This is a genomic window from Arthrobacter sp. 05L45_2 (genome assembly GCF_056397525.1).
Genome location: NZ_JBFTNO010000058.1, coordinates 1 through 20,644, shown reverse-complemented (window position 1 = coordinate 20,644; position 20,644 = coordinate 1). Strand labels below are relative to the sequence as shown.

Sequence of the window (20,644 nt, the reverse complement as noted above, 5' to 3'; positions counted from 1 at the left end):
CTCCCCGGTTGTCCGGCGGCCGTCGCGGCCGCGGTTTTCCAAGGGTAACCGGCCGGGCCGCGGGTGGCTAGGGGTTTCTCAGGAGAGCTTTCCGTCCAGCGGCCGCTCGCGGTACAGCCGGAGTCCGGCGTCCACCAGGGACACCCGGTTCAGCCCTGCCACGTCGTCCAGCGGGATCCAGGCAGCGTGGGTGGTGCTGCCGCCTACCTCGTGCCTCAACTCCCCGCCGGTGATGGTCGCCTCGTAGACCAGCCGGAGCGACTGGAAGTCCCGCCGGCCGCCGTCCAGCCGGGTCTCCGCGGGCCAGTGCCCGACGTCGATCCCCAGCATGGCGCCGATCCGGGCGTCGTAGCCGGTTTCCTCGAAGACTTCCCGGCGGCACCCGTCAACCGGGTGCTCGGCGAGGTCCAGGCCGCCGCCCGGGAGGGTCCAGCCTTCGCGGCCGCCCTGTTTCCAGTACGCCAGCAGGAGGCTGTCGTCGCGGACGATGAGGGCGTAGGCGGCCGGGCGGGTATCGAAGGACAGGGTCATTGATCAAGCTTATCCGCGCGGCGCCGGCCCTGCCGGAACTCCGGGTTCGGCCCTAGAGTTTGAGGGTGACCAACCTCGAAGTGCTTCCGCCCGAAGAAGTTTGCCCTCCCGCCGGAACAGTGGAGGGCCAGGCCAGCGGGCCGTGTCTTGAGCTGTGGCCGGCCCGGGAGGTTCCGCTGGGCGGGGTCCGTGCCATGACCGTCTCCCGCACCCTGCCCCAGCGCGGGCTGCCGACGGTGGGCGCCTGGTGCTTTTTGGACAGCTTCGGGCCGGACCGGGTGGCCATGTCCGTGCTGCCGCACCCGCACACCGGGCTGCAGACCGTCACGTGGCCGCTGGCGGGGACCATCAGGCACCGTGACAGCGTGGGCAGCGACGTCATTGTGCGGCCCGGTGAGCTGAACATCATGACGGCAGGGAACGGCGTCTCGCACTCCGAGTTCGCCGTGCTTCCCGCGGCCGCGGACGCCGGGCTGCCGCTCCAGCGCGGACTCCAGTTGTGGGTGGCGTTGCCGGAAGCCGAGCGGCACCGCGCGCCGGCCTTCGAACAGCACCGGGAGCTGCCGGTCGTGGAAGGGGACGGGTACGCCGCGACGGTGATTGTCGGGGCCCTGGCCGGCACCAGGTCACCGGCCACGGTGTACACACCGATCGTCGGTGCTGATATCAGCTGCGCGGGCCGGATCAGCGTGCCGCTGGACCCGGAGTTTGAACACGCTGTCCTAGTGCTCGACGGCGGCGTGGAACTGGACGGGCAGCAGGTGCTGCCGGGGCCGCTGGGCTACCTCGGGTCCGGTCGCACCAGCCTGGACGTCGAGTCGGCTCCGGGTACCCGCTTTGTCCTGCTTGGCGGTGAACCGTTCGAAGAAGAGCTGCTGATGTGGTGGAACTTCGTCGGCCGCAGCCATGAGGAAGTCGAGCAGTCGCGGCTGGACTGGGAGGCCCAGGCCGCCCTCCCGGACGCGGATGCGGCCCGGGCACGCTTTGGACTGGTCCACGGGCACGGGCCCGACGCCGGTGCCGAGGCTGGCCGGATCCCCGCGCCGCCGCTGCCGGGAGTGCCGCTGCGGCCGCGGCGCCGGCGCTGAGTCGGGGAAGCTGGGCCGGAGGCTAGCCCTGCTCGGCGACGAGCTGGAGCACTCCGAACACGGGTTCCTGCTGCAGCACCCGGACGTCGGTGATCCCGGCGCCGGCCAGGGCTGCGCGGAAGGATTCCTGCAGGCGTGTCACGTTCATGCCCAGCCCGCTGCCCAGGATGACCGGGCCGTCGATGCCGAGTTGCCGCACCGCCTGCTCAGCCATGGCAGCGAGGTCCCGGCCGGCCTGGACGATCAGGGCCTGGCTTGGGGCGTGGCCGGCGTCGGCGGCTTCCACAACGAGCCGGGCGCGCTGGGCCCAGTAGCGGCGGCCGGTGTCCGGCGAATGGAACAACGCGATGAGCTTGTTCGGGTGGTCCGTCCCGCAGGAGGCCAGGAGGGCGCGGGTCAGCTCGTCCGGTTCCAGGCCCTGGTTCATCCGGCGCAGACTGTGGCGGACGGCCTCCCGGCCCAGCCAGTAGCCGCTGCCCTCATCACCGAGCAGGTAGCCCCAGCCGCCGGCCCGGGCCTCGTCGCCGCGGCTGTTCCGGCCCCACGCGGCCGAGCCGGTGCCCGCGATCACGGCGACGCCGGTGCTGGCCCCGCCGGCCGCCAGCAGCAGCCGGGAGTCGTGGACGACAGTAATCTTGGCGCCCGGCGCGTGTGGGGCGATCAGGGCGGCGAGCGCGGCGGCGTCGTCGTCGGTATCAATTCCCCCTGCGCCGGCGTAAACCTGGGCAACGTTTCCCCCGCCGATCCGGGCGAAGAGGTCCGCCAGGTTGCGGGCGGCTTCTGCCGGGGTGACGTTCTGGACGTTGGCGCTGCCTACGGATTCGTCGGCCACGGCGACGCCGGTCTCGAACCGGACGCCGCGCGTCTTTGTGCCGCCGATGTCAAGGCCGATCACGGCACCGGTAGCGGCGGCGGGCGGGGCGGGGATGTCAGAATGGGTCACCGGACCAGCCTACTGAATGTCGGACAGGAGTGAGCAATGCCGCAGAGGATCTTTGGCACCCGGATTATCGCCGCCCCGATGGCCGGAGGGACTTCCACCCCGGACTTCGTTACGGCCGTCCACGCGGCCGGCGGGCTGGGCTTCCTGGCCGCCGGGTACAAAACGGTGGCCGCCATGCAGGAGGATATCCGGGCCGTGCGGGAGGCCGGTGCGCGGTTCGGCATGAATGTTTTTGTCCCGGATCGGGCGCAGCTGCCGCCGCCCGCCGCTGTCCTCGCTGAGCTGGAGGACTTCAGGCTGCGGCTGGGCGCCGATGCCGCGCGTTACGGCGTGCAGCTGCCGCCCCTGCGGATCGACGACGACGACGAATGGCAGGGCAAGATCGACGCCCTCCTGGCGGACCCGGTGGAGCTGGTCAGTTTCACTTTCGGTCTTCCCGGCGCCGGCGCTGTCCGGGCCCTGCATCGGGCGGGATCGATGGTGCTTGCCACGGTCACGACGCCGGATGAGGCGCGGCACGCCGCCGGCCAGGGCATCGATGCGCTGGTGGTCCAGCACGGCTGCGCCGGCGGCCACAGCGGGGCTTTCCTGCCGGCGTCGGGCTCGACAGCACCGGCCGGCGCCGTTCCCGGGACGACCGCCGAGCTGATCGCCGCCGTGCGGGCCGCCGTCGAGCTCCCGCTGGTGGCGGCCGGCGGGATCATGGACACCGCCGGGGTGGACGAGGTGCTGGGCGCGGGGGCCCAGGCCGCCCAGCTGGGCACGGCCCTGCTTCGCACGGACCAGAGCGGTGCCCGCCAACTGCATAAGGACGCCCTCGCCAGCCCGCACTTCACACAGACCGCAGTGACCCGGGCCTTCACCGGGCGGGCGGCCCGGGCGTTGGTCAATGAGTTCGTCCGCGACCACCCCGACGCGCCGGCCTCTTACCCGGCCGTGCACCACCTGACGGCCCCGCTCCGTGCTGCCGCGGCCGGCGCCGGGGATCCCGAGCGGCTGAACCTCTGGGCCGGAACAGGCTGGCAGCAGGCACGGCCGGGTTCCGTCGCGGAGGTTCTGGCCCCGCTGCTGGGCTGAGGCCGCGGCAGGTTCAGTTCCCCGAGCGTCCGCGGACGAAGCCGGCCAGGAGCGCGGGCCCCTCGGTGAGGACCAGTTCGCGGAAGAGCCGGACGGGGTCCGGCTCCGCGTCGGCTCCCCCACGCCGTTCCCGCCACGCCAGGCCGATCTCCCGGAAGGCCAGCCCGGAGTCCAGAGCCAGTTCGACCCAGCCCAGGTCCCCGGGCTGGGCCGGAGTGTGCCGTCCGGGGGCCAGCCCGCCGGGCGGAAGGATGCTGACCCCGAGCCCGGCGGAGACCAGGCCCCTGGCCGTGTGGGAGYCCTGGCTTTCGAACGCGATCCTGGGCCGGAAGCCGGCCTCCCTGAAGAGCGCGTCGGTCAGCGAGCGCATGCCGTAGCCCGGCCCCATGGCCACGAACGGGTCCTGCCGGATCTCGGCCAGGCGGGCGCTGCGTCGCTGTGCCAGGGGGTGGCGGTGGTGCACCACCAGCCGCAGCGGTTCGCGGTACAGGGCAGCGGAGGAAATCAGGCGGCTCGGTGCGGCCACGGGCGCGGTCAGGGCGAGATCGGCGTCGCCTGCGGCCAGTTCTGCGAGGCAGCCGTCCCGGGCCCCCTGGCTCAGGTCGAAGGCGGCCTGGGGATGCCGGCCGCGGAAAGCGCTAATCAGTAGGGGAAGCATGGCCTCGCCGAAGGTGTGCTGGAACGTCACGGCGATGCGGCCCCGGACGACGTCGGACTCGTGCCGGACCAGGTCTAGGCCGCTGCGGAACTCCTCCAGCGCCGCCTCGATATACGGGAGCAGCGCCCGGGCCGCCGGGGTCAGCCGGACACCGCGTCCGTCGCGGAGCAGCAGTTCCGTCCCGATGATGCTGCTGGCCCGCGCAATACCCCGGCTGACTGTCGACTGCGGCAGCCCAAGGACCTCGGCCGTGCCCGTAATGTGCTGGGTCCGGCCCAGCTCGGCAAGCAACGGCAGGAGGGGCAGCAACTGGACCAGCTGTTTGTGCTCCACGTCCATGGCGGGCTCCGATCGTTCCGTCATAGCTATCGATTCCATCGAAAACATGCATTGGAAGCATGTCTTTGCTCAGCCTACTCTGGGTAGATGCCCAGCCATCCGCTCCCCCAGGCCACCGCCGGCGCCCAGGCGGCACCTGCGGCCGTTCCCGGGGCGAGTCCGCCGGCCCCGGCGCCGGCCGGCCACTCCAAAGGTTCCGTGGCCTACCGCAGGATCCTTGCCGGGCTGGCCTTCGCCGGCGTCGCCACGTTCGCGCAGCTGTACTCYMCSCAGGCCGTGCTGCCGCTGATCGCCGGGGAACTGCGGGTGACGGCTGCCGAGGCCGCCCTGACCATTTCCCTCGCCACGGTGGGACTTGCCGTTACGGTCCTTCCGTGGTCCTTCCTGGCCGACCGGATCGGGCGGGTGCGGGCCATGGCCTGGGGCATCTGCGCCGCTACGGTCCTGGGGCTGCTGGCGCCCCTGGCTCCCAGCTTCGCGGTGCTGCTGGTCCTGCGGACGCTGGAGGGCATGGCGCTGGGAGGAATCCCGGCCATCGCGATCGCCTACCTCAACGAGGAGGTGAACAAGGCCCATGCCGCGATGGCGGCCGGAACCTACGTTGCCGGCACCACCCTGGGCGGGCTGGCGGGCCGGCTTGTGGCGGGACCGGTCGGCGAGCTCTGGGGCTGGCGGGCCGCGGCCCTGGCCGTATCCGTGATGGCCACCGCCGCCGCGGTGCTGTTCCTGGTGCTGGTCCCGCCTGCACGGAACTTCACGGCCATGGCCGCGGGAGGCGTCCGCGGGGCGCTCACCACGCTGGCCGGCCACACCCGGAATCCGCGGCTGCTGGCCATCTACGTGCAGGCTTTCCTGCTGATGGGCGGCTTCGTGGCGGTCTACAACTACCTCGGCTTCCGGCTTTCGGGTCAGCCATTCAGCCTGCCGGCCTCCATGATCAGCCTGATCTTTCTGGCCTACCTCTCCGGGACCGTGTCCGCCCGCTGGGCTGCGGGGCTGACGGCGCGGTTCGGCCGGCGCAACGTGCTGGTGGCGGGAACGGTGCTGATGGTCGCCGGGCTGGCGTTGACCCTAACCCAGGTGCTGGTCCTGATCCTGGCCGGCCTACTCCTCTTCCGCACCCAAGGCGCCCCGGCCGGACCGCTAGCGGGTCGTTTCGACCGCCTGCACCAGGTCGGCAACGATATCCGCCGGGTCCTCCAGCCCCACGGAAACCCGCAGCAGGCTGGCGTGCGGTTTGGCGTCCGCGGCCACCGGGCGGTGGGTCAACCCGGCCGGGTGCTGGATCAAGGTGTCGATGCCGCCCAGCGAAACAGCGTGGGTGATCATGCTGACGGCCGCCGGAATACGTTCGGCGTGCTCTGCGCTGGCCAGTTCGAATGCCAGCAGTGAACCAGCTCCCGCCATCTGGGTTCCGATCAGGCCCTGCGGGTCGCATTCCGGCAGCCCCGGGTAGAAGACGCGCCGGATCAGCCCGTGCCCGGACAGGGCGGCGGCGACCTTTTCCGCGCTTGCCTGCTGCGCCCGGACACGGACCGGCAGGGTGGCCAGCCCCCGGTGCAGGAGGTACGCGGGCCATGGCGTGAGGATTCCGCCCGTGATGGCGCGGATCTGGCGGAGCCGGACGGCCCACTCGGGACCCGTCGCGACGACGCCGCCCATGGCGTCACCGTGGCCGCCAAAGAACTTGGTGGCGCTGTGCAGCACCATGGCCGCACCGTGCCGGTACGGCTGCTGGAGCACTGGGGTGGCGAACGTGTTGTCCACCAGCAGCGGCACACCGTCCGCCGCCGCGGCTGCGGCGCTGATGTCGACCAGTTCCAGGCTGGGGTTCGCCGGGGTCTCCAGGATGACAAGCCCGGTGTCGGGCCGCAGCGCCGCGCGGATCCCGTCCGGGGTGGTGAACGTGACCTCGGTTCCGAGCACACCGGAGGCCAGGAGGTGGTCGCTGCCGCCGTAGAGCGGACGGACCGCCACCACGTGCTTCTTTCCGGTGGCGACGACGGCGAGGAGCACCGCGCTGAGGGCGGCCATGCCGGTGGCGAAGGCGACGGCTTCTTCGGTGGCCTCGAGGACGGCCACACCCTCCTCGAACCGGGCGACGGTGGGATTCCAGAGCCGCTGGTAGACGGTGCTCTGCCCGTCCAGGTGTGCGCCGCCGGTGGCCATCTGTTCATAGGCGAGACCGCCGTCGTGGACCGACGGCAGCGGAGCCGTGGTGGAGAGATCGATCGGGACGGCGTGGACGCCGAGTTCCGTCAGGCCGTTGCGGCCGGCGTGGACCGCCAGCGAGTCTTGAGAAAGCACCGTACTCCTTATGAATATTCACCGTTGAATGCGGTAAGTATCTGGCAATAATTCGGAGTTTTGTAGGGCTTTTGAATGGAACTGCCGGATAGTGCCGTTTATGATGAATGCACAACACATCAAGGAGGATCCGTGAGCAGCACCACGAAGAATGTTCGGCCAGGAGCCGGGGCCGGCGAACCCCTGGACGCCATTGACGAGCGCCTGCTGGCCGCACTGGTGGCCGACGCCCGGATCTCCAACAAGCAACTGGCCGAGCTGGTGGGCATCGCGCCCTCCACGGCACTGATGCGGACCCGGGCGCTCTCCGAGCGCGGAATCATCCAGGGCTTCGAGGCCAAACTCAGCCTTGCCGCCGTGGGCCGTTCGGTGCAGGCCCTGATCGCCGTCCGGCTGCGGGCCCATGACCGCGAGCAGATCGACCGCTTTACGGCCAGGGTCCCCAAGCTTCCTGCGGTGCTGTCCACGTTCCACACGTCGGGCTCAGTGGACTACCTGCTGCACATTGCCGTTGCCACCACGGAGGACCTGCGCGACTGGGTGCTGGACAACCTCGCCACGGATCCGGTGGTGGGCCACACCGAAACCACGCTGGTCTTCGCCCACATCCAGGGCAACCACGGCCCCCTGCCGGATTAGCCGGAGGCCGTTCAGGCGCCGGCGCGGAGGGCGCTCCGGAACGTCACGGCGGCCAGCACGAGGGCGAAGGCGGCGCACAGCACCACGAATCCGGCGACGGCCGTGTGCAGGCCGACGGCGGCGGCTGCCAGTCCCAGCCCGATCACCGGGAAGGCGCTGCCAAGGTACGTAATGACGTAGACAGTGCTGATGATCTGGGCATGGCGTGAAGCCTCCACCTTGCCGGCGACATCGTTGAAGACCGTCCGGAAGGACACTCCCTGGCCCAGGCCGGCGGTGATGCTGGCGGCGATCAGCAGCCACGGGCTGCTCCACGCGGCGGCCGCGGCGATCAGCAGCACGGATCCGGCCAGCAGCGTGAGGCCGACGGGCACCACAAAGCRTCCGCGCACGGCCAGCAGCTGGCTCACAGCCGAAGCCGCCAGCGTCAGCCCGGCGARGAGCCCGATCAGCGGCCGCGAGTCGGCGTGGACAATCTGGGCGAAGTAGCCCGGAGCGAGCGAGAGGCAGAAGCCGAACACCGCGAAACTGAGGAAGCCCACCGCCGAGGCCAGCCAGAACGCGCCGCGGGCCTCGCTCGATACCGAGGGGCGGCGGGGCGCCAGGACCTTCAGTGGCTGCGGACCGCCTACGGAGGTAATGGCCGGCCGGGCCTTGAGCAGGTACAGCGGCACCAGGAGCGCCAGCAGCACCACCGAGTGCAGGTAGTACGGCGTAGAGGTCGGGCCGGGGAGGACGGAGAGGACCCCGCCGATCGCCGGGCCTGCGGCCACACCGCCGGCCGAGGCCAGGAGCGTGAACCGTGAGGCCCATTCGGGACGGCTGGGCAGCAGTTCGCGCAGGGCCGCCGAACTGGCCCCCGTGGCGAGCGCTACTGCGGCGCCCTGCAGCGCCCGGCCGGCGGAGAGCGACAGCAGGCTGTCAGCGTTGGCGAAGACGAATCCCCCGGCCAGGCCCACCAGCACCGCCAGCACCAGGGCCGCCCGCCGGCCGATGTGGTCGGACCAGTGGCCGGCCAGGATCAGGGTGGCCACCAGGGAGAGCACGTAGGCGGAGAAGGCCACCGTGACATCGAGCGGGGTGATGCCGAGTTTGGCCTGCAGCAGCGGGTACAGCGGCGTCGCGAGGTTGGCGCCAACCAGCAGGGTGAAGATCACGACGCCGGCCATCACCAGCCGGGCGGTGACGGACGCGTCCCAGCCCCAGCGGTCCGCGGTGGTGGGGCGCATGCGAAGTTCGCTGAAGACGGTCATAACGGTGYCCTTGCTGCATTGATGCGGGCCGCACGCGTTCCCTGTGGGGAGGCGCCGGCCCGGCGAAGTTGGATACCTACAGAATGCGGCATCAGTGACCGAACCAGCCAAGTTTTGTGCCAAAATTGAGCAAAACCGTCAATCGCGGATACCACGGATGAACCGGAGTGATGATTTGAACAGCCTCGACCCTACCGACCTGAAAATCCTGCTCGAACTCATCAAGGACCCGCGGATCCAGATCGGCGAATTGAGCGACGCTTTGGGGATCGCCCGGAACACCGCCCAGTCCCGGGTCCGGCGGATGCTGCGCTCGGGCCTCCTGCACGACGGCGGCCGTGAAATCGATCTGGAGGCGGTGGGGTACGACGTCGTCGCCTTCGTCACGATCGAGGTCAACCACCGGGAGCTTGACGGCGTGGTGGGGGCCTTGCGCCYGATCCCCCAGGTCCTTGAGGTCCATGAGATCTCCGGCAGGGGCGACGTCTGGTGCCGCGTGGTGGCGACCGATACCCACAACCTGCAGGCGGCCCTGCGGTCCATCCTGAGAATCAAGGGCGTGATCCGGACCGAGACCGTCCTTGCCCTCCACACGCACATTCCGTACCGCACCGAGCCGCTCATCAGCAGGCTGGCCCAGGGCAGCGCCCTGGTCCCCGGCCGTCCCGCGCCGCGGCGGGCCGGATCCGCAGGAAAAGACGGGATAATGGCCCCGTGACTATTATTGACAACGCTGTCTACGTCGACGGCGTCCGCCGTGCCGAGCCGAGCAGCCTCGAGCAGACCTTCGAAACGATGGCCGAACACGGCGGCATGGCCTGGATCGGACTGTACCGGCCGACCGAACAGGAGATGGCCGCCGTCGCCGCGGAGTTCGGCCTGCATGGCCTGGCCGTGGAGGACGCGATCTCCGCCCACCAGCGCCCCAAACTCGAACGCTACGATGACAACCTCTTCACCGTGCTCCGGCCGGCCAGGTACCTGGACGAGACCGAGACCGTGGAGTTTGGTGAACTGCATGTCTTCACCGGCCGCAACTTTGTGGTCACCGTCCGGCATGCGGAGACCGCCGTCGTCGGCCAGGTCCGGCGCCGGCTCGAACACCGCCCGGACCTGCTGTGCCACGGCCCCGAAGCCGTCCTCTATGCCCTGATGGACCAGGTGGTGGACGACTACGTCCCCGTGGTGGCCGGCCTGGAGAACGACATTGACGAGATCGAGGATCAGCTCTTCAGCGGCGACCCCCTGGTCTCCCGGCGCATCTACGAACTCGCCCGCGAGGTCATCCACTTCCAGCGCGCCATCCACCCGCTGCCGGCCATGATGCAGCAGCTCCGGCGCGGGTTCGAGAAATACAACGTGGACACGGAATTGCAGCACAGCCTGCGCGACGTCGAGGACCACGTGGAGCGGCTCATCTCGCGGGCCGATTCCTTCCGCGACCTGCTCCAGAACGCGCTCACCCTGGACGGGACGCTCACGGCCAACCGCCAGAATGAGGCCAGCGCGGAGCAGAACGAGCAGGTCAAGAAGATCTCCTCCTGGGCCGCCATCTTCTTCGCCCCGTCCTTTGTGGCGGGTGTGTACGGCATGAACTTCGAACGGATGCCGGAACTGCACTGGACCTTCGGCTACCCCATGGCGATCTGCCTTATGGCCGGAACCGCCGCGATCATGTACGCCATCTTCAAACGGAAGGGCTGGCTCTAGCCGGCGCGGCGCCAATGTCCTGAGGACGCGCAAAATGCCGGGCGCGGCGGGTTTACCTGCCGCGCCAGGTCTTTTGCGCGTCGTGGGCCAAGTTACGCGTCGGGGCTAGCCGTTCGGGCGGCGCCGGCGGGCCAGGGCGACCAACCGGATGAAGGCCCAGACGAAGCACGTTTCGATCAGCGCCATGAGTCCGAGCCACAGCCATTGGGCGTGGCCGATGAAGTACACGGCTCCCACCAGGACCAGCACGCTGCCTAGGACCAGGGCGTACACGGCGAACCCGACGGCCACACGGGCACTCCGGACCCCGGTGCGGAACCCGAAGCCGTTGGGTTCCCCGCCCGGGATCCCGGCGACGCGATCCTCCCCTGCCGGACCCAGCCGGTCGAATTCCTCCCAGGGGTCCCGGTCCTGCTCGCGTCGCTGATCGGCCATATCCCCATTATCCCGCCGGCGCCGGACTCCCGCCGGCTCCCTAAGGCCAAGCGCCGCTCAGGCTACGCGGCCCGCTGGCCGACCTCACCCGGCGCAGCGCCGGCCTCGCCGAAGACAAGCTGGCGGGTAGCGATCTTTTCGGTGAAGAACCTGTCGTGGCTGACGGCCACAACGGCGCCCGGGAAATGCAGCAGCGCCCGCTCCATGACCTGGGTACTGGAGAGGTCCAGGTGGTTGGTGGGCTCGTCGAGCAGCAGTACTGAGTCACCGGACAGCAAGCACTGAGCCATCGCCACGCGCGCTTTCTGGCCGCCGGAGAGGTTCCCGATCTTCTGCTTCAGGTCCGCCTCGGAGAACTGGAACATGGCCAGGAACCGGTTCACAGACTTCTTGGTGGCGGTTAGAGCGAGGCTGTCCGGCAGGGCGTTGACCGCGTGAGACACGGTGTCGCCGTCGTCGAGGTCTTCCAGCATCCGGTTGTACGACACAAAACCGGGCCCCTTGGCCCAGGTCACGGCACCGGAATCGGCCTGCTCGTCCCCGGTCAGGACTTTGAGGAGGGTGGATTTGCCGCTGCCGTTCGCGCCGAGGACCACGATCCGGTTGCCCTTTCGGATTTCGAAGCTCAGATCCTCGAAGAGCACCTTCGCGCCGTAGGACTTGCCCAGCCCTTCCACCCGGCACAGCACGTCCTTGACGTGCAGGCCGCCGTAGATCTCGGTGACGATCTGGTCCACGGGCCGGGGTGTGCGGGATTTCTTGATCTTCGCCAGCTGGTTGCCGAGGCCACGGCTGGCGGCTTTGGCAGCCTCGCGGCGGTCGGCGATCCCTTCGGCCTCGAACGCGAGCAGCTCGGACTCGTGCACAAATTGCTGCTCAAGGGTTTTAAGCCGGAACTGCTTCTGGACCACGTACTCGGCGAAGTTTCCGGGATATTCGTGCAGGTGGAAGTTCTCGACTTCAACGATCCGGGTGACCACGGCGTCCAGAAATTTCCGGTCATGCGAGACGACGACGGCGGCCCCCTTGAAGTCGCGGAACCAGCTTTCCAGCCATTCCACCCCGGCGACGTCAAGGAAGTTGGTGGGCTCGTCGAGCAGCAGCACGTCGGGGCCCTCGAGCAGGATCTTGGCCAGTGCAGCACGGTTGCGCCAGCCGCCGGACAACGCGTCGATGGCGCAGTGGCGGTGGGCGTCATCAAAGCCCAGGGTGGTCAGCACAGTGTCGATGCGGCGGGGGTAGTCCCACCCGTCGAGCCGGTCCATGTCCTCGAAGAGTCCGGCCTGCCGCCCGATCAGCCGGTCCAACTCGTCCGCGGCGGGTTCCGCGGCGATGGCCGCGTCAATGGCGGCCAGCTCGGCCTGCACGGCTTTGATCTCGCCGAACAGGCCATCGAGGACCTCGGTGATGGTCGAGTCCCCGTTCAATTCGGAGAACTGGGAAAAGTATCCCACCCTGGTTCCGAGCTCGACGCTGACCGTACCGGTGTCCGGCGCCACCTGGTTCATGACCAGTTTCAGGATGGTGGTCTTGCCGGATCCGTTTTTGCCGATCAGGCCCACCCGGTCGCCGGGTTCAAGCCGGAAGAAGGCTTCCCGGAKGACCGGGGTGTTATCGAAGCGGACGCTGACGTCATGCAGCCGGATCAGGCTCATGGGCGCTGTCCTCTCAAGGGGGTTGGTTCGGGGTCCTAGGTTATCCCGGACCCGCGGCGCGGCCGGACCCGGAGGGTGGCCCGGTACGGGGTCAGGCCAGGCGGCCGCGGACAATCTCGCTGACAGTTTTGCCGTCGAAACGGCCGGCAACCTTGGCGGTAACGGGTTTCATTACGGCCCCGATGGAGCGCATGCTGAGGTCCTGTCCGTCGGCCCTGAGCGCGGCGATGGCCTCATCAACAATCGCTTCCACCTCCTCGCGGGTCAGCGCCTTGGGCAGGTACGCCTCGATGATTTCGGCTTCGGCGACCTCTGCCGCGGCCCGGTCGGATTCGCCGGCCTGGGTGAAGATCCGGGCGGTGTCGCGCCGTTTTGCGGCTTCCTTCTGCAGCAGCGAGGTCACTTGGGCGTCGTCGAGCTCAACCGGGGTCTTCCCGGACTTTTCCCGGGTGCCGATCTCCCCGAGGACGTTGCGGACGGTTGTCAGCGCAGTCTTGTTGCCCGCCTTCATGTGGGCGACGACGTCGTCTTTGAGCCGCTCCTTGAGCGTCATGGTGGTCCTCTTTCCGGTCGTACTTGTGGAGTGTCCAACACGCCAGTTTCCCCTACGGGAGGCCGAATGACGATGCGGGGCCGGGCCACGCCTTGCCATGCGACCCGCAGACCGTAGACTCGGCCCATGTCTGGTTTCGGGGGAAATCGAACTGTCCGCGGCGCTGCCGCATCCATTATCGGCGTGATCCTCGCCGGGGGCGTTGCGGCCTGCACCTACGAGGACGACGCCGGTTCGCACCAGTCCACGGCCGTTTCGGTCCGGGCGGCTCCCACCGCAGCCGCAAAGGATCCAGGGGTTTTGGGCGTCGACGCCGCCAACTATGCCGTGCTCCATCAACGCCTGGATACCGCGACAGGGCCCGTGGTGCTGTCCGACGCAGGTCCGGCGGACGGGCCGTCGGTCGGTTTCCGGAAAGCCGCCACTGTGAGGACCGCCGGCCCGCACGTCGTGACGGCTGCGTGTGTCGGCATTCCCCATGCGCAGATCTATATCTCCCAGAACACTGAGAGCGGAACCGAACACACGGTCCTGGAGGTCGACTGCAGCGGAACCCGTAGCCAGATGGTTCAACTGCGCAGCGGATACGTCAGCGCGCAACTGACCCGGTCGGACCCGACGGGCGCCTGGACGGGTGCGGTTGCCGGCATCAAGATCACGTCCCGTTAGGACCGACCGGCCAGGTCAGTACCAGTTGTTGGACACCTCGTGGTCCCAGGCTCCGCACGGTGATCCGTAGCGGCCGGCGATGTAGCCGAGACCCCAGTTGATCTGGGTGTGGTAGCTGGTCAGCCAGTCGGATCCGGTGGACGAATACTTTTCCGGCGGGAGGGCCTGCGCGACGCCGTAGGCGCCGCTGGACGGGTTGGTGGCGTTGGTCATCCAGCTCGACTCCTGGTTCCACAGCTTGAGCAGGCAGCCCATTTGGTCCCCGCCCCAGCCGTGGGCGCCGAGCTGGCTCGAGGCGTAGGACTGGGCGCCGGCGGGATCGTTGACGGCTCCGCCGGGGATGTCGGGGGTCACCACGGCGGCCGGCGGAGGCGGAGATGCCGGAGCAGCCGCCGACACTGCGGCCGCGGCCGCCGCAGCTGCCGCAGCTGCGGCGGCGGCCGCGGCGGCTTCTGCCGCACGCCGGCGGGCCTCCTGCTGCGCCTCATAAGCTGCCTGTGCTTCAACGCCGGCGCGGTAGTTGCGCTCGACCGAAGCGCTGGTGCCTTTCAGCGCGGCCAGCTGCGCGGTGAGGGTGCCGCTGTACTTCGTTTCCTCGTCCACTTTCTGCTGGGTCGCCTTCTGGGCGTCCTGCGCCGCGGAGAGCTTGGTCTGAGCCTCGTCGGTAAGCCTCTGGTTCTCAGCCTGCTCGACGGACTGCTGGGCATCCAGGGACGCCGCTGCCGCCTCCGCGGCCCGGGAGCTGTTGTACAGGTCCGTGGTCCGCAGGGTGACCATCTGCAGGACGTCGAGTTTCTGCAGCCCGTCCTTGCTCTGCAGGGTGTCCATCACCGAGAACGGCCCGAGGTCCGTGCCCCCGCCCATGTAGTCGTGTGCGGCCAGGGAGCCAGTTTGCCGATGCAGCTTGTCGGCTGCGGCGTGGGCTGCTGCGGTCTTCTCCTTCAAGGATGCGAGCTTCACGCTCGAGGCATCCAGGTTTTTGCGTGCGACGGCGTAGTCCAGGCCCGCCCGCACCGCTGCGGCACCCAAGGAGGATGCTTGCTGCTGCAGCCCGTCGAGGAGGGTGTTGATCTTCCGGATCTCAACGCCTTTGGCCTCGACATTGCCTTTGGCAGCCTGGACGTCGGCCCACGATGGATAGCCGGACGGCGGCGTGTCATCAGCGTTGGCGGTGGGCGCAGCCACGCCGGCCACGAGGGCGGCGGCGGTGAGTACGGTGCAGACCTTTGCAACCGGAACTTTCAACGTGAACTTGAACCTGCACATATTCAGCAGATCCTACTGGACAGTACTGAGCGGTGCCTGGAAAGACCACGCCGAGGAGCTAGCCCAGCCGCAATCCACACTCGTTTTATTGTCTAGCGTCCCCTCCATCGCCAGAGGTGTTCGACAATGGGTTGGGAGGTCTAAGGAAAAAGGCGGCAGCCCGACGCCGGTCCTGGCTCTAACCCGACCGTCCTAGGAACGGCAGGTCATCAGAAGCGGCACAGCGAGTCTTTTCCCGTCCCCTCCCGTGGCCTGGCGGTGTCGTAGTACGCTCGCGTTGAGCCGTTCAATGGCGGGCTGCTCACCGCGGCGCCTTACGGGCCCGCGGCGGTACGCGTAATGCACCAACCTGGGGGTAGTGGCATGGCGGTCAAACATTCGGCGTCGCGGGTGCGGGACGTCCTGGTAGTGGTCCTTGTTGTGCAGCTGGTGTTCGCCCTGATCGGCGCCGCGGTCCTGATCCTTGATCCGAGCGGCTTATTGGAAGAGCCCAGGGACCAGTTGCTGGCCGCCCTCCTGATCCTGGCGCCTGTCACCATGGCTGTCGTCCTCGCCGTCCGTTTCCGGAAACGCCACCGGGCAGAGGGCCGGCGCACGAGGGCGACCGCCCAGCTGATGGATACCGTCCTGACCACCAGCCACGAATGGGTCTGGGCCGTGGACGACCAAGGACTCTTCACGTTTTCCAGCCCGGCCAGCGAGAGCATCGTGGGATGGGCCCCGGAAGAGCTGCTCGGCCAGCGGTGTGACCTGGTCATCGACGGCGCCGATCTGGCCCGCGCCAAGTCCGAAGTGGCGGAGGCGCCGGGGCCGGCCTGGACCGGAGTCGTGGCACGGTGCCGGCACCGGGACGGCCGTGCCGTGTGGGTGGAAGTCTCCGGCACCGTCCGCCCGGCAGGGCAGGACCACCCCGCCGGGTTCGAGGGAACGAGCAGGCTGCTCCCGCCACTGACGGCACGGGAGGCCATCGACTCCCGCAACCGCGAACAACTCCAGCTGATGCTCGACCAGGACCGGCTGCTGACTGCATTCCAGCCCATCCGCAGTCTCGAAACCGGTGGCCTGATCGGGGTCGAGGCACTGACCCGCTTCGTCGATGAGGGTACGGCCGGAACGGAGTTCTGGTTCAGCGAGGCAGCTATTGTCGGGTTGCTCAGCGAACTCGAATTCGCCGCCATGGAGAAGGCCCTGGAGACCGCCCCGGCCCTCCCGCCGACTATTTACGTAGCCCTGAATCTCTCCCCGGAGACGTGTCTGGACCCGCGACTGCCCGGATTCCTCCGCCGGTCGGGCCTGCCGCCGAAACGGATTGTCCTCGAATTGACAGAGCGGGTTGAAGTCAACGAATACGCCCCATTGACGGCCGCGCTCGATCCGCTACGGAGAGAAGGACTGCGCATCGCCGTGGACGACGCCGGCTCCGGCTTCGCCTCGATGCGCCACATCCTCCATCTCCGGCCCGACATCATCAAACTGGACCGCAGCCTCATCGCGGGGATCGACGACAACCAGGGCCAGGAGGCCCTGGGCGCAGCCATGGTCGAGTTCGCCCGCCGCATCGGGGCCACGGTGATCGCCGAGGGCATCGAAACCTCCGAAGAACTCGCCGCAGTGGCGTCGCTCGGCATGACGGCCGCGCAGGGCTACCTCATTGGCAGGCCTTCCATCCATCCGCAGGACTGGGCCGCGTGGTCAGAGTCCAAAAGCCCGGACACCGAGAGCAGGTAGACCGTCAGACCTGCCGGACCCGTGCCGAACAAGGTCTATAGGAAAAGGGTCTGATGAAGCCCTCACGCTCGGTATCGAGCGCCACTGGGTCGCCGGTCGGCTCAAAGTGTTAGCAAAGTGTTTATTCCGTGCACGCAGGGATTCAAAAACCCCTGCAAATTGTGGAGCTAAGGAGATTCGAACTCCTGACCTCTTCGATGCGAACGAAGCGCTCTACCAACTGAGCTATAGCCCCGCAACAACGCCGCTCCCGTGGGAACGGCGCAATCAACGTTCCTAGGCTACAAACTATCGGCGTTCATTGCCAGCCAGCCCGCGAATGACTGAGTGCCGTGTCGCCCTTCCGGGACCAGGTTCAGGCCAGCACGCAGGTACCTGCCCATCCCGCCCGGCAGCGGAAATGCCACCACCCTGGCGCGTGAGCCTGATGCCTGCTTCCAGGTGGCGGCCAGTTCGCCCATCGCGGCGATGTCCGGACCCCCGATGGTCCTGACCCGGTGGCCAGTACCGTCCGGCGCCTGAACGGCAGCGTCCAGCAGAGCTGCGGCGACTTCTGCGGCCGCGATCGGCTGGAAGCGGGCACCGCGCACCACCGGAATCACCCCGACCCTGGCACCGGCGCCAAAGAGTCCGCTCAGCAGGGAATGGAACTGTGTAGCCCGCAGCGTCAGCGTTTCGAGGCCGGAGTGCTCGTAGACCCGTTCCTTGGCTGCCTTGGACTTGTAGTAGCCAAAGGTGCTGCGGTCGCAATTGACGATGGACAACAGGACCGCCTTCGCGACGCCGGCGTCCTGGGCTGCAGCGAGCAGCCGCGCCCCGCCGTCGGCGAAGCCCTTCATGGCCTTTCCCGAGCGTCCTTCAAGGCAATCGATCACGACGTCGGCCCCTTCCAGCGCGGCGGCCAGCCCCTCACCGGTCGAGACGTCGGCACGGAAATACTCGGCCCCCGCGGTGTTGCTGCCGGTGCCTTGCATCGGCGGGCGGCGGCTCAGGACGGCCACCTGATGGCCGCCCTCGAGAGCCTGCCGCACCACCTCGCGGCCTACTTGTCCGGTTCCCCCGGCAACGCAAATCCTCGTCATGCTGATCAGGCTACCTCCAGCCGGAGACAAAAAAGCCCCGGGCGGCCGGTACGTCGGCTGCCCGGGGCGGAAAACTGCGTCAGGCGCGGCGGCGCTGGAGAACGTCGTCGAGGTTGCTCAGCGCGCTCTGACCCTTGCCAAGCTGCTTCGGCTCGGCAGCGGGCGCTTCCGGCTGGCGGACGGTCCCCTGCTTGAGGGAGGGCTTGCCGACGGCTTTCGGCGCCTCCGGCAGGTCCAGGGGTTCCGGTGCGGCACGCTCGGCCTTCGGCGCTTCCACGTAGGTGGGCTTCGGAACCTGCACGGGTTCCCAGCTGGCTCCTTCCGCGGTGGACGGGTCGCCGACGCGGCGGACAGAGGTGTCGCCTGAGGCGGCTGCCTCGGCCATGGCAGCCTGGCGCAGTTCCTCGGCGGTCAGCGGCTTCGGGGCGGGCTGGGGAGCCGGTGCGCCGGCCTCGGCGTCGAAGAGCGGGCTTTCCTTGGCGGGAGCCTCGGGGCGGTGGGCGTCGGGCCGGGCTGCCTCTGCGGCGGAGCTGCCAGCAGGGGCGCCCATGGCCGAGCGGAAGGCCGCGTTGACCTTGCGCCGGCGGTCGCGGACAGCGAGCCTGCGGAGGAGGACGACGGCGGCCACCCCGACGAACAGGGCCACCGCAGGCAGCCAACCGGAGCCAATGCCGAAGAGCCGCAGGCCGGCAGCAACCACTCCGGTCAGCAGCGAGGCCAGCCCCACCAAAGCGACACTCAGGCGCCCGTAGCGGATCCGGAACGCCGGGGCGGCCGGCGTGCGGCCGGCGTCGTGCTCAACGGGAGCGGGAGCTGGTGAGGGGCGCTGCGTACTCGTCATCGATGTCTCCTGCGGGGCCGCCATCTTCATGACGATCCCGGCTTGGGGGTCTGCTTTTCCTACATCCGCGGCATCCATCCGGAGCTCCCCCGCAGACTGCAGCTGGGGGCGGCCGTTCCGGAGCATGTAGGGAGCGACCCATACGATCCAGAGCGCAACAGCAATGACAAGGATCACTGAGCTGCTAAGAGGGAAGTCCACAGTCAAAACGGTATGAGCAAGACGGCGGAGCGGACGGCATTGCCGGCGGTGTGTCGCGAGGCAACTGGCAAATCACTGGATTTATGTCAAAACTGCTGGTCAGGCGGGAGTTTCCGGCGCCCGCCCGGGGCTGCTCTTCAGCCACCGGGCCAGGAGTCCCTCGGGCACTTCCTCGGACGTCAGAGCGAAGGTCCGGTGGTCTGCCCAGCGGCCGTTGATGTGCAAGTAACGCGGCCGGTAGCCCTCGTCCCGGAACCCGAGTTTCTCCACTACCCGCAGGCTCGGGCCGTTCTCCGGGCGGATGTTGATTTCCATCCGGTGCAACCCGAGGGTCCGGAAGCAGTGGTCCGTCGCCATCGCCACCGCGGTGGGGGCGATGCCCTGGCCCGCACGGCTTTCGTCAACCCAGTAGCCCAGGGTGGCCATCATCGCCGAGCCCCACACGATCGAGGAGACGGTCAGCTGGCCGACGATGACYGGTTCCCGGAATCCGGGCGTCCAAGCGGTGATGACGAACGGCAGCGCGGTGGCCTGGGCCGCCTGGGCTTTGAGCGACCGCACCGTCTGCCGGTAGTCGGGCAAACCGCCGCCGGGCACCGGATTGGACGCCTCCCAGGGGGCAAGCCACGTGTCGTTGCGGGCGCGCAGGGCGCTCCACTCCTTGCGGTCCCGGTAGCGGATGGGCCGCAGCACCAGGTCCCCGCATTCCAGGGTCACCGGCCAGGTGAAGCTGCCCCCCACGGGACTATTTGGTCAGGCCGGAAGCGAAGCCGGGCAGCCATTCCCGCAGGCCGGGGCCGAGGTCCTCGCTGTCGCAGGCGAGCTGGACGCAGGCCTTGAGGTAGCTGAGTTTGTCACCGGTGTCGTAGCGGCGGCCGCGGAAGACGACGCCGTACACGCCGTAGCCCTCGCCCTGCCCGGCGGAGAGTTCCTGCAGGGCGTCGGTGAGCTGAATTTCACCGCCGCGGCCGGGCTCGGTGCGCTCCAGGACCTCGAACACGGCGGGGTGCAGGACGTAGCGGCCGATGATGGCCAGGTTCGAGGGGGCCTCGTCAGCGTCGGGCTTTTCCACGAGCTGCTTGATGCGGACGTACTCTTCGCCTTCAACCACCTCGACGTCGGCGCAACCGTAAGCGCTGATCTGCGACGGCTCGACCTCGATCAGGGCCACGACAGAGCCGCCGGTCTTGGCCTGGACCTCGATCATGGTGCTGAGCAGTTCGTCGCGGGCGTCAATGAGGTCATCGCCCAGCAGGACGGCGAACGGCTCGTATCCGACGTGCTGCTTGGCGCGCAGMACGGCGTGGCCAAGGCCCATTGGGTCGCCCTGGCGGACGTAGTGGATGTCGCCGAGGTTGCTGGCGGCCTGGATGGACTCCAGYTTGGCGGTGTCGCCCTTGGCTTCGAGGGTCGCCTCCAGCGTCGGGACCCGGTCGAAGTGGTCCTCGAGGGCGCGCTTGTTGCGTCCGGTAATCATCAGGACGTCGTTGAGCCCAACGTTCACCGCCTCCTCGACCACGTATTGGATGGCCGGCTTGTCGACCACAGGCAGCATCTCCTTCGGCATCGCCTTGGTGGCGGGAAGGAAGCGGGTGCCGAGGCCCGCAGCGGGGATGACGGCCTTACGGACGGAGGCGTTGGGGGTAATCACTCGACTAATCTAACCGAG

The 20,644-nt window shown here is 68.6% G+C and carries 20 protein-coding genes, 1 tRNA gene and 1 pseudogene; 8 read left to right on the top strand and 14 right to left on the bottom strand.

All coding sequences use genetic code 11. The features are described from left to right. Nucleotides 1–78: 78 nt before the first annotated feature. Nucleotides 79–531: an NUDIX hydrolase gene (locus AC1DHD_RS06780; RefSeq protein WP_476878980.1), complete on the bottom strand. Its 453-nt coding sequence runs from the start codon at nt 529–531 to the stop codon at nt 79–81. Between the two features lie 65 nt (nt 532–596). On the opposite strand from AC1DHD_RS06780, the gene AC1DHD_RS06775 reads away from it, so the two are divergent. Next, the gene (locus AC1DHD_RS06775; protein WP_476878979.1) at nt 597–1,619 is read left to right on the top strand and encodes a pirin family protein; all 1,023 of its coding nucleotides are present in this window, start codon (nt 597–599) and stop codon (nt 1,617–1,619) included. Between the two features lie 22 nt (nt 1,620–1,641). Here AC1DHD_RS06775 and AC1DHD_RS06770 read toward each other — a convergent pair whose 3' ends face one another. Beyond that, the gene (locus AC1DHD_RS06770; RefSeq protein ID WP_476878978.1) at nt 1,642–2,562 is read right to left on the bottom strand and encodes an N-acetylglucosamine kinase; all 921 of its coding nucleotides are present in this window, start codon (nt 2,560–2,562) and stop codon (nt 1,642–1,644) included. Between the two features lie 36 nt (nt 2,563–2,598). Here AC1DHD_RS06770 and AC1DHD_RS06765 point away from each other — a divergent pair, with 36 nt between their 5' ends. Then, nucleotides 2,599–3,639, top strand: a complete 1,041-nt coding sequence (locus AC1DHD_RS06765; protein WP_476878977.1) for a nitronate monooxygenase — start codon at nt 2,599–2,601, stop codon at nt 3,637–3,639. 13 nt (nt 3,640–3,652) lie between these two features. Here the strand turns inward: AC1DHD_RS06765 and AC1DHD_RS06760 are convergent, their stop codons facing one another. Then, nucleotides 3,653–4,636, bottom strand: a complete 984-nt coding sequence (locus AC1DHD_RS06760) for a LysR family transcriptional regulator (protein WP_476878987.1) — start codon at nt 4,634–4,636, stop codon at nt 3,653–3,655. Nucleotides 4,637–4,723: 87 nt separating this feature from the next. On the opposite strand from AC1DHD_RS06760, the pseudogene AC1DHD_RS06755 reads away from it, so the two are divergent. Continuing rightward, nucleotides 4,724–5,815, top strand: a pseudogene (locus AC1DHD_RS06755) (MFS transporter); the annotation flags it as partial. Here AC1DHD_RS06755 and AC1DHD_RS06750 read toward each other — a convergent pair. Further along, on the bottom strand, nt 5,780–6,943 hold the full coding sequence (locus tag AC1DHD_RS06750) for a trans-sulfuration enzyme family protein (RefSeq protein WP_476878976.1): 1,164 nt from the start codon (nt 6,941–6,943) through the stop codon (nt 5,780–5,782). The pseudogene AC1DHD_RS06755 and the gene AC1DHD_RS06750 sit on opposite strands and share 36 nt — an antisense overlap. Nucleotides 6,944–7,075: 132 nt before the next feature. Here AC1DHD_RS06750 and AC1DHD_RS06745 point away from each other — a divergent pair, with 132 nt between their 5' ends. Continuing rightward, nucleotides 7,076–7,582 (top strand): Lrp/AsnC family transcriptional regulator, encoded by a 507-nt coding sequence (locus AC1DHD_RS06745; protein WP_476878975.1) that lies wholly within the window; start codon nt 7,076–7,078, stop codon nt 7,580–7,582. A gap of 11 nt (nt 7,583–7,593) precedes the next feature. On the opposite strand, the gene AC1DHD_RS06740 is transcribed toward AC1DHD_RS06745, so the two are convergent. Continuing rightward, nucleotides 7,594–8,835, bottom strand: a complete 1,242-nt coding sequence (locus AC1DHD_RS06740; protein WP_476878974.1) for an MFS transporter — start codon at nt 8,833–8,835, stop codon at nt 7,594–7,596. 175 nt (nt 8,836–9,010) lie between these two features. Between AC1DHD_RS06740 and AC1DHD_RS06735 the strand changes: the two genes are divergently transcribed. Continuing rightward, nucleotides 9,011–9,553: an Lrp/AsnC family transcriptional regulator gene (locus tag AC1DHD_RS06735; protein ID WP_476878973.1), complete on the top strand. Its 543-nt coding sequence runs from the start codon at nt 9,011–9,013 to the stop codon at nt 9,551–9,553. Next, the gene (gene corA / locus AC1DHD_RS06730) at nt 9,550–10,545 is read left to right on the top strand and encodes a magnesium/cobalt transporter CorA (RefSeq protein WP_476878972.1); all 996 of its coding nucleotides are present in this window, start codon (nt 9,550–9,552) and stop codon (nt 10,543–10,545) included. Before AC1DHD_RS06735 ends, corA begins: the two co-directional genes overlap by 4 nt. A gap of 105 nt (nt 10,546–10,650) precedes the next feature. Here the strand turns inward: corA and AC1DHD_RS06725 are convergent, their stop codons facing one another. From AC1DHD_RS06725 to AC1DHD_RS06715, 3 genes are all read right to left on the bottom strand, one after another. Next, nucleotides 10,651–10,980 (bottom strand): hypothetical protein, encoded by a 330-nt coding sequence (locus AC1DHD_RS06725; protein WP_476878971.1) that lies wholly within the window; start codon nt 10,978–10,980, stop codon nt 10,651–10,653. Nucleotides 10,981–11,042: 62 nt separating this feature from the next. Continuing rightward, complete coding sequence (locus AC1DHD_RS06720; protein ID WP_476878970.1) at nt 11,043–12,635, bottom strand: ABC-F family ATP-binding cassette domain-containing protein; 1,593 nt, start codon at nt 12,633–12,635, stop codon at nt 11,043–11,045. Between the two features lie 91 nt (nt 12,636–12,726). After that, nucleotides 12,727–13,188: a GatB/YqeY domain-containing protein gene (locus AC1DHD_RS06715; protein ID WP_476878969.1), complete on the bottom strand. Its 462-nt coding sequence runs from the start codon at nt 13,186–13,188 to the stop codon at nt 12,727–12,729. A 126-nt stretch (nt 13,189–13,314) separates the two neighbouring features. On the opposite strand from AC1DHD_RS06715, the gene AC1DHD_RS06710 reads away from it, so the two are divergent. Further along, nucleotides 13,315–13,857 (top strand): hypothetical protein, encoded by a 543-nt coding sequence (locus AC1DHD_RS06710; protein WP_476878968.1) that lies wholly within the window; start codon nt 13,315–13,317, stop codon nt 13,855–13,857. Nucleotides 13,858–13,872: 15 nt separating this feature from the next. Here the strand turns inward: AC1DHD_RS06710 and AC1DHD_RS06705 are convergent, their stop codons facing one another. Continuing rightward, nucleotides 13,873–15,123: a coiled-coil domain-containing protein gene (locus tag AC1DHD_RS06705; protein WP_476878967.1), complete on the bottom strand. Its 1,251-nt coding sequence runs from the start codon at nt 15,121–15,123 to the stop codon at nt 13,873–13,875. 363 nt (nt 15,124–15,486) lie between these two features. Between AC1DHD_RS06705 and AC1DHD_RS06700 the strand changes: the two genes are divergently transcribed. Next, nucleotides 15,487–16,851, top strand: a complete 1,365-nt coding sequence (locus tag AC1DHD_RS06700; protein WP_476878966.1) for a sensor domain-containing phosphodiesterase — start codon at nt 15,487–15,489, stop codon at nt 16,849–16,851. Nucleotides 16,852–17,013: 162 nt separating this feature from the next. On the opposite strand, the gene AC1DHD_RS06695 is transcribed toward AC1DHD_RS06700, so the two are convergent. The 5 genes from AC1DHD_RS06695 to galU form a co-directional block, all read right to left on the bottom strand. Then, a tRNA-Ala gene (locus AC1DHD_RS06695) sits at nt 17,014–17,086 on the bottom strand. Nucleotides 17,087–17,132: 46 nt separating this feature from the next. Continuing rightward, nucleotides 17,133–17,933, bottom strand: coding sequence for an SDR family oxidoreductase (locus AC1DHD_RS06690; protein ID WP_476878965.1), 801 nt, complete (start codon nt 17,931–17,933; stop codon nt 17,133–17,135). Between the two features lie 79 nt (nt 17,934–18,012). Beyond that, nucleotides 18,013–18,951 (bottom strand): hypothetical protein, encoded by a 939-nt coding sequence (locus AC1DHD_RS06685; protein ID WP_476878964.1) that lies wholly within the window; start codon nt 18,949–18,951, stop codon nt 18,013–18,015. A 123-nt stretch (nt 18,952–19,074) separates the two neighbouring features. Next, nucleotides 19,075–19,716, bottom strand: coding sequence for a GNAT family N-acetyltransferase (locus AC1DHD_RS06680; RefSeq protein ID WP_476878963.1), 642 nt, complete (start codon nt 19,714–19,716; stop codon nt 19,075–19,077). Between the two features lie 4 nt (nt 19,717–19,720). Further along, nucleotides 19,721–20,626: a UTP--glucose-1-phosphate uridylyltransferase GalU gene (gene galU, locus AC1DHD_RS06675; protein WP_476878962.1), complete on the bottom strand. Its 906-nt coding sequence runs from the start codon at nt 20,624–20,626 to the stop codon at nt 19,721–19,723. Nucleotides 20,627–20,644: the final 18 nt, after the last annotated feature.